Source organism: Bacillus vallismortis, assembly GCF_040784915.1.
GTDB lineage: Bacteria > Bacillota > Bacilli > Bacillales > Bacillaceae > Bacillus > Bacillus subtilis_G.
The window spans coordinates 1,784,845-1,797,725 of the sequence record NZ_CP160797.1 but is presented as its reverse complement, the minus strand read 5'-3'; the positions used below and the strand labels follow the sequence as shown (position 1 = coordinate 1,797,725).

The window sequence follows — 12,881 nt, the reverse complement described above, 5'->3', positions numbered from 1 at the left end:
AACTATGTTTTCCACCTTGATATAAGCCTGAAAATAGCGGAATTTCTGTTTTTTCGACATTTTTTTCGTTATTTTTTAGTCTTTTTAATGAAAAATGTAAGATTTATTAAAAATATTACAAAGAAAGACTTTCAACCCAGGAAATAAAGCTTATCAATTTCCTTTATTTGAGCATAAAAAAGAACCCCTTAAAAAGGGGTTCTTTCGGTGATTAATGAGATTTGAGATTTTCTAATTCAATTAGGAATTTGTTGTTAAGCACTTTGATATAAGTACCTTTCATTCCTAATGATCTTGACTCGATGACACCAGCGCTTTCCAGCTTTCTGAGTGCGTTCACAATAACAGATCGGGTAATGCCGACGCGGTCTGCGATTTTACTTGCAACGAGAAGACCTTCGTTTCCGTCAAGCTCTTCAAAAATGTGCTCAATTGCTTCAAGCTCACTGTAAGAAAGCGAGCTGATAGCCATTTGTACGACAGCTTTACTTCTTGCTTCCTCTTCGATTTCTTCTGCTTTTTCTCGCAAGATTTCCATTCCGACAACTGTAGCACCGTATTCAGCGAGAATTAAATCATCGTCTTGAAATTGATCCTGTAAACGTGAAAGAATGAGTGTCCCTAATCTTTCTCCGCCTCCGATGATTGGTACAATTGTTGTTAAACCAGCTTGGAACAGGTCTCTGTTCTCAACAGGAAAAGCAGTATATTCACTGTTAATATCCAAGTTAGAAGATGTTTCAGGAACGTTAAACAGATTTTTCGTATATTCTTCAGGGAATTGACGATCCTCAAGCATTTTTTTCATGCGGTCATTTTCAATTTGCTGGTTAATAGAATATCCAAGGAGTTTGCCTCTGCGGCTTACAACGAAAATATTGGAATCAATTACGTCCCGCAGCGTCTCCGCCATTTCCTTGAAGTTCACCGGTTTCCCTGCCGCAGCTTGCAGCATGGAGTTAATAATTCTTGTTTTTTGTAATAAAGCCATGATAAATAATCCTCCTAAATATTCCTCATATTAAATTTTTCACAATATAAATTGACTTAAATCTTTATTTTTGGCTATTGTTCCTAGCTTTTCTTCGACATACTGTGGTGTAATCGTTATTTTCTCCATTGTGACATCAGGAGCTTCAAACGATAGATCTTCTAATAGACGTTCAAGTATTGTATGAAGGCGTCTCGCACCGATATTATCTGTGTCCTGGTTCACATGATAAGCAACTTCTGCAATCTTACGAATAGCTTCGTCAGAAAATTCAAGAGATATACCTTCCGTCTGCAATAATGCCTGATATTGTTTCAGCAGCGCATTATCCGGCTCAACCAAAATTCTCACGAAGTCGTCTACCGTGAGTTTGCTCAGTTCTACACGAATCGGGAAACGCCCCTGCAGTTCAGGAATCAAATCAGATGGTTTTGCCATATGAAACGCTCCTGCTGCAATAAATAACACATGGTCTGTTTTTACCGAACCATATTTAGTGACAACGGTTGAACCCTCAACGATTGGGAGGATATCCCGCTGAACGCCTTCTCTTGATACATCGGCAGAGGATGACGCGCCGCCATTTTTTGCAATTTTATCAATCTCGTCGATAAAGATAATTCCATTCTCTTCTGCTCTCTGAACAGCTTCCTGGCCGACTTCATCCATATCGATGAGTTTACTTGCTTCTTCATTCGTCAGAACTTTTCTGGCTTCTCTGACTGTCATTTTACGCCGTTTCTTTTTCTTTGGCATTAATCCACTCAGTGCGTCCTGCATATTCATACCCATCTGCTCCATACCAGAGCCCTGCAGCATGTCGAACATAGAAGGCTGCTGCTCTTCGACTTCTACTGTTACATAGTGGTCTTCGAGCTCTCCTAAAGCCAGCTGATGCTCCATTCGTTTCCTTTTTTCTTCAATGTTTGCTTCTTCCTGGCTCTCCGCCTCATCTTCGCCACTCGGCTGGCTGCCGCCAAACAACATTTCAAAAGGATTTTTAACGCCTGATTGTTTTTTCTTCCCAGGAACTAACAGATGAACAATGCGTTTATTTGCATTTTCTTCAGCCTGCTCTTTTACTTCATTGATTTTCTCTTCTTTTATAAGCCGAACAGAAGTCTCCACAAGGTCTCTGACCATTGATTCAACATCTCTGCCTACGTAGCCGACTTCAGTAAATTTTGTTGCTTCAATTTTGATAAATGGCGCACCTGAGAGCTTGGCGATTCGTCTGGCAATTTCAGTTTTCCCAACGCCGGTAGGCCCCATCATTAAAATGTTTTTCGGAACGACCTCATCCTTCAGTTTTTCATCTAGAAGACTTCTTCTATAGCGGTTTCTTAATGCCACGGCGACAGCTTTTTTCGCGTTTTGCTGACCGACAATATATTGGTCTAACCGATCTACAATCTGTCTTGGTGTTAATGGTTTTTTTTCCATGCGCCTCAAGTCCTTTCTATTCAAGTTCTTCCAGTATGATTTGATCGTTCGTGTAAACACAAATTTCGCCCGCTGTTTCTAACGCGGCTCTAGCAATCTCACTTGCAGACATGCTTTCACCGGCATGTTTTTTCAAAGCTCTTCCGGCCGCCAAAGCGTAATTGCCTCCTGATCCAATCGCGAGAATGCCGTCATCTGGTTCGATTACCTCGCCTGTTCCCGATACGAGAAGCAAAGTATCCTGATTCATAACGATTAACATGGCTTCAAGCTTTCTAAGCACTTTATCGCTGCGCCATTCTTTAGCAAGCTCAACAGCGGCTCGTTTTAAGTTGCCGTTGTACTCTTCAAGCTTAGCTTCAAACTTTTCGAATAAAGTGAAAGCGTCTGCAACAGATCCCGCAAACCCAGCAAGAACCTTACCATTGAACAGTTTTCTCACTTTTCGTGCAGTGTGTTTCATGACAACAGCCTGACCAAATGTCACTTGGCCGTCTCCGGACATAGCACTTCGTCCCTTATGCTGCACGGCAAATATTGTGGTCGCATGAAAAGATGACATAAAGGGCCTCCTTTAATTTTTCTTAAAAGCTCTTGGATGGTGAGACATATATGTGTTTCTCAACATTTCCTTCGAAACGTGCGTATATATCTGTGTCGAAGACAGATTGGAATGTCCGAGCAATTCTTGAACACTTCTCAAATCTGCTCCTTCGTTTAACAGATGAGTGGCGAACGTATGTCGAAGCATATGCGGATGGATATGTAAAGTGCCGGACGCTTTTTGAACAAGCCCGCTTAAAATATGTCTGATGCCTCGGGCTGTAAGCGGTCCGCCTCTTTGATTCACGAATAATAGATCATGAGGTTCTTTTGCTTTCATCAGCAAGCACTGTCTTCCGCTATTCATATATACCTTCAACGCTTCGCGGGCGTAAGACCCAAAGGGGATATAGCGCTGCTTCTTGCCTTTGCCGTGAACAAGCACAGTGTCCATAAATAAATCAACATCGTTAACAGTTATGGAACAGCATTCACTGACCCTCATTCCGGTGGCATAGAGAAGCTCTAACAGCGCTTGATCCCTCATTCCGGCCGGCTGGCTTATATCTGAAACTTCAAACAGCTCCTCAAGCTCTTTTTGATATAGAAACTTCGGTATCCGTTTTTCTTGTTTCGGCAGATGAACAAGCTGAAACGGATTTTCTTCAACAAGCTTTTCCCGCATCAGAAACTTATAAAAGCTTCTTAATGCAGATATCTTTTTGCTTATCGTTCTTCTCGATAAACCTTTTTCATAGGCTTCCGTCAAAAAAATCCTAGTATCCTGATATGCAGCTTCTTCAAATCCATTTATACCTTGAACGCGCAGAAAAGTCTCGAATTCTTCAATTGAATCCACATAATTCACAATAGTATATTGTGAATAATTTTTTTCAATTTGTAAATATTCTACGAATAACTTTACGAAATTCTTAACATTATCCATACCTAAACCTCCCCAGAAAGGGCTTTTAAATGGTATCACAAATCGCGTTCAGGTTGCAATCAATACCTATATTGTTTTCAAAATTGTTTGAATTGTCTCAATCGCACGGTTCGCGTATTGTTCATTCCGCTCTTTTTTATTTTTAATTTTAACAGGCAATTCTTTTAAAAGCCCAAAGTTTGCATTCATCGGCTGGAAGTTCTTCTGGTTTGTTGTTGTAATATAGTGAGCCATACTGCCTATCGCTGTTTCCTGAGGGAAAGTGACAAGCTCTTCTCCTAGTACAAGTTTAGCCGCATTAATGCCTGCTATGAGTCCTGATGCAGCTGATTCCACGTATCCTTCTACTCCCGTCATTTGGCCTGCAAAGAACAAATCACTGCGGTTTTTAAATTGATAAGTCGGCTTTAACAGGCTTGGAGAGTTAATGAATGTGTTTCTGTGCATCACGCCGTATCTGACGATTTCTACATTTTCTAACCCCGGAATCAATTTGAGAACTTCTTTTTGGTCTCCCCATTTTAAATGAGTCTGGAATCCTACAATATTATAGAGTGTTCCCGCAGCATCATCCTGTCTGAGCTGGACGACAGCATAAGGACGTTTTCCTGTCTCAGGATGCTCTAATCCAACCGGCTTCATCGGTCCGAAAAGCATTGTTTTCTTTCCCCGTTTTGCCATGACTTCAATCGGCATGCAGCCTTCAAAGAAAATCTCTTTTTCAAACTCTTTTAAAGGGACTGTTTCTGCTGATGTTAATGCTTCATGAAAACGGTCAAACTCTTCTTCTGTCATCGGGCAGTTCAAATACGCCGCTTCACCTTTATCATAACGGGATTTCAAGTACACTTTATCCATATCAAGGCTGTCTTTTTCTACAATTGGCGCCGCTGCGTCATAAAAATATAAATAGTCTTCTCCAGTCAGCTCCTTCAGCTGGGCTGACAGCGATTCAGACGTTAACGGTCCCGTTGCGATAACGGTAGGACCTTCTGGAATTTCCGTCACTTCTTCATTCATAACGGTTACGTTTGGATGGTTTTTTACCCGATTTGTCACGCTTGCGGCAAATTCATGACGGTCTACCGCGAGAGCACCGCCGGCAGGCACCGAACATTCGTCAGCGGCCGCGATGATAGCTGAATCTAGTGCCCGCATTTCTTCCTTTAATACACCGACCGCATTAGCAAGTGTGTTGGAGCGCAGAGAGTTGCTGCACACAAGCTCGGCAAATTTATCTGTATGGTGCGCAGGCGTTTGTTTAACAGGACGCATTTCATATAATTTGACTTGAATTCCCCGTTTGGCAAGCTGCCATGCCGCTTCACTTCCTGCGAGTCCGGCTCCGATTACATTCACTGTTTGTTGGTTCATCTTTCACATCTCCTAGTTTATTATTCAAGGCCTTCTTTTAACACACAAAGAAGGTGAGCAAGACCCTGCTCACCGCTACTTCTGTGGTTCTTCCTTATAATCGCATTCCACGCATTGGACTTGTATGCCTTTTTTGAGTTTTTTCTCGACGAGCATTTTTTCGCATTTCGGGCATTTTCGTTCAATTGGTTTGTCCCAGGAAACGAATTCACAGTCCGGATAACGGTCACAGCCGTAAAAAACCCGTTTCTTTTTCGATTTTCGTTCAACAATATTTCCTTCACCGCAGCTCGGGCACTTCACGCCGATTTGTTTCACAATCGGCTTTGTGTTCCGGCAATCCGGAAAGTTGGAGCAAGCTAAGAATTTACCGTATCGGCCCATTTTATATACCATTGGAGAACTGCACAACTCACAATCTTCCCCTGCATATTCAGGCTCGATTTCAACTTCTTTCATTTCCGCTTCAGCTTTTTTCACGCGTTTTTCAAAATCCGCGTAGAAGTTATCAATAATCTTAACCCATTCGGTATCGCCTTCTTCAACATGATCAAGGTCTTTTTCCATTTTCGCTGTAAACTCAACGTTAATGATTTCAGGGAAAAATTCCATAATCAAGTCAAGAACGATCTGCCCTAGTTCAGTCGGAATAAAACGTTTATTATCCAAAGACACATAGCCGCGCCGCTGAATGGTATCAAGCGTCGGAGCATACGTGGAAGGACGGCCGATACCGAGTTCTTCAAGAGTTTTAACGAGTCGTGCCTCGGTATATCGCGGAGGCGGCTGGGTAAAATGCTGCTCCGGTTCTATATCTTTTGATAATACCGTGTCGCCTTCTTGTAAGTCAGGCAGCATCCGGTTATTTTCTTCCATTTGGTCGTCTTTTCCTTCAACATACACCTTCATAAACCCGGAAAACTTGACTTTACTTCCATTTGCACGAAATGTCAAACCATTGTTTGTCAGATCGACACTCATTGTATCGAGAATTGCAGGTGCCATTTGGCTGGCAACAAAGCGCTCCCAAATTAATTTATACAATCTCATCTGATCTCTGCCGAGTACTGCTTTTAATTCACTAGGTTTTCTGAGAACTGATGTCGGACGGATGGCTTCGTGGGCATCCTGGGCACTTTCATTCTTTTTCGCAGGCTTTCGTTTGCCGCCTAAGAACTCTTTGCCGTATGCCTGATCAATAAATGCAGCAGCTTCATCAACCGCCGTATTTGAAATACGGGTTGAATCCGTTCTCATATACGTGATCAGACCGACAGTTCCTTCTCTTCCAAGATCGATTCCTTCATATAATTGCTGTGCAATCATCATCGTTTTCTTCGCTCTGAAATTGAGTTTGCGAGCCGCTTCCTGCTGCAGGGTGGAAGTGGTAAAAGGCAAAGCCGGATTACGTTTACGTTCCTTTTTCGTTACTTTTTCAACTGTATATTTATTGCCTTTAAGCTGAGAAAGAATGTCTTTTACGTCGGCTTCACTATTTAAAGGAAGTTTTTTGCCGTTTTTTCCGAAAAAGCTCCCTTCGAACGTTTCCTGTCCTTTTAAGAACGTACCGTCAATGGTCCAATATTCCTCCGGCTTAAAGTCGTTAATTTCTTTTTCACGGTCAGTAATCAAACGGAGGGCAACGGATTGAACGCGGCCTGCGCTAAGCCCTTTCTTGACTTTTTTCCATAGGATAGGACTGATTTTGTATCCGACAAGCCTGTCTAAAATACGTCTCGCCTGCTGTGCATCCACTAAATCCATATTGATCATGCGGGGATGTTTAAACGATTCCTTAATGGCGTCTTTTGTAATTTCGTTAAACACCACACGGCAGTCTGAATTGAGATCTAAATCAAGGCTGTGTGCCAAGTGCCATGCAATCGCTTCCCCTTCTCTGTCGGGGTCGGCTGCGAGATATACTTTTTTAGCTTTTTTCGCAGCCGTTTTCAACTCTTTTAATACCGGGCCTTTACCTCGAATGGTAATATATTTTGGTTCGAAATTCTGTTCTATGTCAACTCCCATTTGACTTTTTGGAAGATCTCGGACATGTCCCATTGATGCTTTTACTTTATATTTTTTACCTAAGTAACGTTCAATCGTTTTCGCCTTAGCAGGCGATTCCACGATGACTAGATAATCAGACATTTTCATCCCCCTCAAGAGGTGTTCTCTCTCTTTTCAAGTATTTCAATTTTATTTTTGCTGCTGTCTTTATTTGGCTTTCAACATTTCATTCTTTATGATGAACGTCATTATTTAAATAGAAAACAATATGCAACTTTAAATCCTCACTATTATTAAATATTACAATGCCGTTTGTCAAACGATAATTCAAAAGGGTTCCGTATATTGAACGTTTCTTTCAGGAAGCTCCTCGAAAACATCCTCTGCTGACCATATGGCTTTAGCCCCCTGCTGAATCAGTTTTATAGGACCTCCGGCGTAAGGATCAAATAATGAACCGGGTACGGCAAAAACTTCTCTCCCTTGTTCCAGTGCTTGATATGCAGTAATCAGCGAACCGCTTTTTTCTTTGCCCTGCACAACAATAATGCCTTCACTTAATCCGCTGATGATACGGTTTCTCATAGGGAAATGCCATTTTTGGGGTTTAGTTTCAGGTGGATGCTCTGACAGAAGGATATGGTGTTTTGCCATGTGATTTGCTAACTGAAGGTTTTCCCGGGGATAAATGTGATGAAATCCCCCTGCAATGACGCCGATTGTCCGCCCCTTCGCCTTAATACTTGCCGCGTGGGACATTCCGTCTATCCCAGACGCAAGTCCGCTGACAATCACCCACTCTTTGCGGCAAAGCTCTTTAGTAAGGTGATTGACAACATGCATCCCATAAGCTGTTGGATTTCTTGTACCTACAATTCCAATTTTCCTCCCTTCGGAAAGAAGAGCCATATCACCCTTTGCAAACAGGACGGCGGGGGGATCATAAATGGTTTGCAGCCAGAAAGGATATTGCTTAGAAGAAATCGGGATGGGGATAATGCCTTGCTCATGGTAAGAAGCAAGTACACGCTGAAGCTTTGGATAATGTTTTTCTATTTTGTTTTTTAATGCAGCTGCCTCTCTTTTACCGCGAGTAACAGTTTCTAACATGGGTGATGTCAGCGACATAGATGGATCGGCTTTCCACCATTTTAATAGAAGGGATGGGGATAATAATTGATTGATTCTGCAATTCATTAAACAGGCAGCGGGCTGATCCAATATATTGACCTCCTTTTGACAGAAAAAGATAGAACAGCCTTGACGGCTGTTCCTTCTTTATTAATGCGTTTTGCAAGTTTCGAACAAGTTCTTCTCTTTCAGCACCTTAATTAACGTTTCGCCCATTACAGAAGGTGTGTCTGCAACTTTTATTCCGCATGCATTAAGGGTTTTGATTTTTTCATCAGCTGTACCTTTCCCGCCGGAAATAATGGCGCCGGCATGTCCCATGCGCTTCCCTGGGGGTGCTGTTTTACCGCCGATAAAACCGACTACCGGTTTTGTCATGTTGGCTTTTACCCACTCTGCCGCTTCCTCTTCGGCAGTACCGCCGATTTCGCCAATCATAATGACAGCATGTGTGTCAGGATCTTCGTTAAACGCTTTTAAAACGTCAATAAAGTTTGTTCCATTTACAGGGTCGCCGCCGATTCCAACAGCTGTAGATTGTCCTACACCGGCTTCTGACAGCTGGTGCACCGCTTCGTATGTTAATGTTCCTGAACGCGATACAACGCCTACATGACCCTTTTTATGGATATATCCAGGCATAATGCCGATTTTGCATTCTTCAGGCGTGATAACACCAGGACAGTTCGGCCCTATCAGTCTCGTTTTTTTGCCTTCCATAAAGCGTTTTACCTTTACCATATCCAAAACCGGAATATGTTCAGTGATGCAGATCACGAGATCAAGCTCCGCATCTACCGCTTCCATAATCGCATCAGCTGCAAACGGTGCCGGCACATATATAACAGACGCGTTAGCGCCGGTCGTTTGAACTGCGTCAGCCACTGTATTAAATACAGGAACCCCTTCCGCTTCAGTTCCGCCTTTTCCAGGTGTTACACCGCCTACGATATTTGTGCCGTATTCGAGCATCTGTTTCGTATGAAATAAAGCGGTAGAACCTGTAATCCCTTGCACAATAACTCTTGTATCTTTATTAATAAAAACACTCATTATCTGGTCCCCTGCCTTTCATTCTTTCTTAAACTAAGGATACGATTTTCTGCGCGCCGTCAGCCATTGATTCCGCAGATGTGATATTTAACCCTGATTCACTAAGGATTTTCTTCCCTAGATCCACGTTTGTGCCTTCTAGACGGACGACAAGCGGCAATGTCAAACCGACTTGTTTAGTCGCTTCAACAACCCCTTCTGCGATGACATCACATTTCATAATGCCGCCGAAAATGTTGACAAAAATCCCTTTAACGTTTTGATCAGAAAGAATGATTTTGAATGCTTCCGTGACTTTTTCTGCGGTTGCACCGCCGCCCACATCCAGGAAGTTGGCCGGTTCTCCTCCGTAGTGCTTGATAATATCCATTGTGGACATTGCAAGTCCCGCGCCGTTTACCATACAGCCGATATTTCCATCAAGGGAAATGTAGCTTAAATCGTATTTGGACGCTTCGATTTCTTTCGGATCTTCTTCATCCAAGTCTCTGTATTCCATAATGTCTTTTTGTCTATACAACGCGTTGCTGTCGAAATTCAATTTCGCATCAAGCGCCATCACACTTCCGTCGCCGGTGACAACGAGCGGGTTGATTTCAGCGATAGAGCAGTCTTTCTCAACAAACGCCTTATATAATCCAAGCATAAATTTAGCAGCTTTCCCCACGAGCTCTTTTGGAATATTAATAGCGAATGCAATTTCTCTGGCTTGATAGCCTTGGAGGCCGACAGCCGGATCAATTACAGCTTTTTTGATTTTTTCCGGTGTTTTTTCCGCAACTTCTTCAATTTCTGTTCCGCCTTCTTCGGAAGCCATCAGAACGATTCTGGAAGTGGCGCGGTCAAGCACAAGACCCACGTAGTATTCTTTTTTGATATCGCAGCCTTCTTCAATAAGTAAGCGTTTTATTACTTGGCCGTCCGGACCTGTCTGATGTGTAACTAGGGTCTTCCCTAAGAGCTCTTCGGCATACGCTTTAACTTCGTCTAATGATTTTGCTATTTTTACCCCACCAGCTTTGCCTCGACCGCCAGCATGAATTTGAGCCTTTACGACATAAACCGAGCTGGATAAGTTCTTTGCTTTCTCAACTGCTTCATCTGCTGTAAAAGCCACTTTACCTTCAGGAACAGATACCCCATATTTTCTGAGGACTTCTTTTCCCTGGTACTCATGGATATTCATTTCCCATCCTCCTAACTTATGTAACAAAACTAAAATAGACTGCGCTTTCATTCTATAATAATACTGGAAGAATTGTCTAGAGTTCGATGCAAAATCTTTAAATCCTTCTTAACATTCAAACTTTTATTTTATTAAAAACATAAATTTCAAACAGAGGATGGGGAATATTATCGTTATTTTTTGTTTTTTACGCTTTCGTCCAATCTGTAAATGAACGAAAAAATCTCGGCTACCGTTTCATAAAGAGCTTCCGGGATTTGATCATCCACAGTCAAATGGCGCATTAATTCGACAAGGGTCCGATCTTCTTGAATCGGGACCCCTGCATTTTTCGCTTCTTTGATAATGTTGTCGGCTACATGGCCCTTTCCTGTCGCAACCACTCTCGGCGCCCTGTCTTTTCGTTCATCATAATGGAGAGCCATCGCTTTTCTGACCGGCGTCTGCTCTTTCATATTTTCACATCCACTTCCTGATCACTGATGCTAGTTACATATTGATCAATTGCAGCCTTCTCTTCGGTGTGAATCCTTTTTTTAGCGTTTACACCTGAAAGACTGTACCCCATTTCCATAAGACCCTGTTTAAGTGCAGGCACCATCGGATCGATTGCAGCCTGAAGATCGAAATCAGTCTCAATTGTAATGGTCATGACTTTTTGCTGTATCAAGCAATCAACGACTGTTTCTTTTAACGTATCCAACTGCAGCAAAAACAAAAGACGGCAATGGGAGGGATCCAGCTTCCCATCCGCTTCTTTCTTTCCTTTAAACAGAACGGTCATATCCTGAACCCCTGACTTCGAGAACAGCGGAAATGACATTACAATTTGGCTGTATGACGGATGGTCCTGCTGCATAAAAAGCTGGCCGTTTAATTTGTGAAAAAGCTGATCGGCTTCCCGTTTGACAGGTTCGGCTACCTCATGCGACCCTCTTGCGGCCTGAAGAGCCAGCTTGATGGATTGTATTTCATCAGGGGTGACCGCGCTTCCTTGTTCAAACGCTTTAATGAATGCAAGCTCGTCCCTTGCGCCGATTGCCATCTTCACTTTGGTTAAGAAAGAAAGAACATCTGCCTTATCAGCTAAACTAGGCGCTGTATGCTGAACAGCCTTTAAAAAGACTTCGGCTTCCTGATCTGTGACTTGTGCAGCCTGTAAAACAGCTGAAGCGGCAGGTGACTTACTGTCACCCGTTGAAGCAGCCGCTTTCATCCAATTTGCTGCTTCTTTCACAATTTGAAGACTGTTTTTTTCAGCAGATTCCGTCAGCTTTGTCAGTAACTGCCGGGCTTCTTTGATTGGAATGTCTGCTGCGGTTTTAGCTGGCTCTCCTTGTACGCCTCTCTGTTCTGCTGTGTGGTTTACAGGCGGCAAACTGGCCTTTTCGAGAGAGCCGGATGGTGCGCTAAGCTCCCTATTTCCGGCTGTATTGCCTGAAGAAGGCGCTTTGGTATTGTCCGTTATAGAGACAAGCTTATCGATCAGACGTTCTGCATGAACATCGATTTCGCTATTAAAAAGTGTTGTAATTGCTTCTTTGAGCTTTGTCATCATTTGGCTCTGCTGAGGGTTTTGGTTAATAGCCTGAAGCAGTTGAGATACGTGCTGATGCAGCGGAACAGGCGATTTTACAGCATGAACACCGCTCAAAACCTCGGGGTGAATGGGTAATTCACGCTTTAAAGCGAACAGAACCGTTTCAATCGCTTTTTTTGTGTCTGACGCAGGCAGCGCATCCATCCAGCGGACAGCTGTTTTGATATCATTTTCTGTTACGGGTGTTTTGCTCTTGAGCATTGCTCCTGTCATCATTAGAGCAGCGTTTGACGGCTTTACTGATATGGCATTCAGAAGCTTTCCGGCTGCTTCCTGAATGGTTTTGGGATTTTGGTTAAAGCTTTGAACGACCTGAAGGCGGCCTGTTTGTTCTGCCGTTTTTTTTTCGTAGGAAAACCAATAGTACGCCTGAGGACGAAGCTGGGTTTCAAGTTTTCCCTGGACAGTTTGATTGCCGACTTGGATCAGCGCATGCTGATCTCCTAATAAACGAAGCACTTTTCCTAAAAGAAGACGCTTCTCCCCGTTTTGCGCTTCGCTGACATTTGCTGATTCCTTCGGGATTACTGTATTTTTAAAAAGGTGCTGCAGCGCCTTTTGCACATCATTTCGTATATTCATTTACAAGAGGTGCCTCCTTGTC

At 42.9% G+C, this 12,881-nt stretch carries 11 protein-coding genes; all 11 read right to left on the bottom strand.

The annotated features are described in order from the left end of the window. Positions 1-211: 211 nt before the first annotated feature. The 11 genes from codY to ABZM97_RS08830 all read right to left on the bottom strand — a co-directional run bounded on the left by codY (position 212) and on the right by ABZM97_RS08830 (position 12,859). Positions 212-991, bottom strand: coding sequence for a GTP-sensing pleiotropic transcriptional regulator CodY (gene codY / locus ABZM97_RS08880; protein ID WP_087992061.1), 780 nt, complete (start codon positions 989-991; stop codon positions 212-214). 39 nt (positions 992-1,030) lie between these two features. After that, the gene (gene hslU, locus ABZM97_RS08875; RefSeq protein WP_277986970.1) at positions 1,031-2,443 is read right to left on the bottom strand and encodes an HslU--HslV peptidase ATPase subunit; all 1,413 of its coding nucleotides are present in this window, start codon (positions 2,441-2,443) and stop codon (positions 1,031-1,033) included. A gap of 7 nt (positions 2,444-2,450) precedes the next feature. Next, positions 2,451-2,996, bottom strand: a complete 546-nt coding sequence (gene clpQ, locus ABZM97_RS08870; protein WP_003238555.1) for an ATP-dependent protease subunit ClpQ — start codon at positions 2,994-2,996, stop codon at positions 2,451-2,453. Positions 2,997-3,008: 12 nt separating this feature from the next. Next, positions 3,009-3,923: a tyrosine recombinase XerC gene (gene xerC, locus ABZM97_RS08865; protein WP_087992063.1), complete on the bottom strand. Its 915-nt coding sequence runs from the start codon at positions 3,921-3,923 to the stop codon at positions 3,009-3,011. A 66-nt stretch (positions 3,924-3,989) separates the two neighbouring features. After that, positions 3,990-5,297: an FADH(2)-oxidizing methylenetetrahydrofolate--tRNA-(uracil(54)-C(5))-methyltransferase TrmFO gene (gene trmFO, locus ABZM97_RS08860; RefSeq protein WP_087992064.1), complete on the bottom strand. Its 1,308-nt coding sequence runs from the start codon at positions 5,295-5,297 to the stop codon at positions 3,990-3,992. A gap of 75 nt (positions 5,298-5,372) precedes the next feature. Next, on the bottom strand, positions 5,373-7,448 hold the full coding sequence (gene topA, locus ABZM97_RS08855) for a type I DNA topoisomerase (RefSeq protein ID WP_202327679.1): 2,076 nt from the start codon (positions 7,446-7,448) through the stop codon (positions 5,373-5,375). A 186-nt stretch (positions 7,449-7,634) separates the two neighbouring features. Continuing rightward, positions 7,635-8,528, bottom strand: a complete 894-nt coding sequence (gene dprA, locus ABZM97_RS08850) for a DNA-processing protein DprA (protein WP_367387395.1) — start codon at positions 8,526-8,528, stop codon at positions 7,635-7,637. 60 nt (positions 8,529-8,588) lie between these two features. Beyond that, a complete protein-coding gene (sucD, locus tag ABZM97_RS08845; RefSeq protein WP_253269091.1) occupies positions 8,589-9,491 on the bottom strand; it encodes a succinate--CoA ligase subunit alpha in 903 nt (300 codons plus the stop codon). A gap of 28 nt (positions 9,492-9,519) precedes the next feature. Further along, a complete protein-coding gene (gene sucC, locus ABZM97_RS08840) occupies positions 9,520-10,677 on the bottom strand; it encodes an ADP-forming succinate--CoA ligase subunit beta (protein ID WP_148961835.1) in 1,158 nt (385 codons plus the stop codon). Between the two features lie 173 nt (positions 10,678-10,850). Next, a complete protein-coding gene (locus ABZM97_RS08835; protein ID WP_087992069.1) occupies positions 10,851-11,132 on the bottom strand; it encodes a FlhB-like flagellar biosynthesis protein in 282 nt (93 codons plus the stop codon). Next, positions 11,129-12,859: a hypothetical protein gene (locus ABZM97_RS08830; RefSeq protein WP_367387394.1), complete on the bottom strand. Its 1,731-nt coding sequence runs from the start codon at positions 12,857-12,859 to the stop codon at positions 11,129-11,131. The genes ABZM97_RS08835 and ABZM97_RS08830 overlap by 4 nt, the downstream gene beginning before the upstream one ends. Between the last annotated feature and the right edge of the window lie 22 nt (positions 12,860-12,881).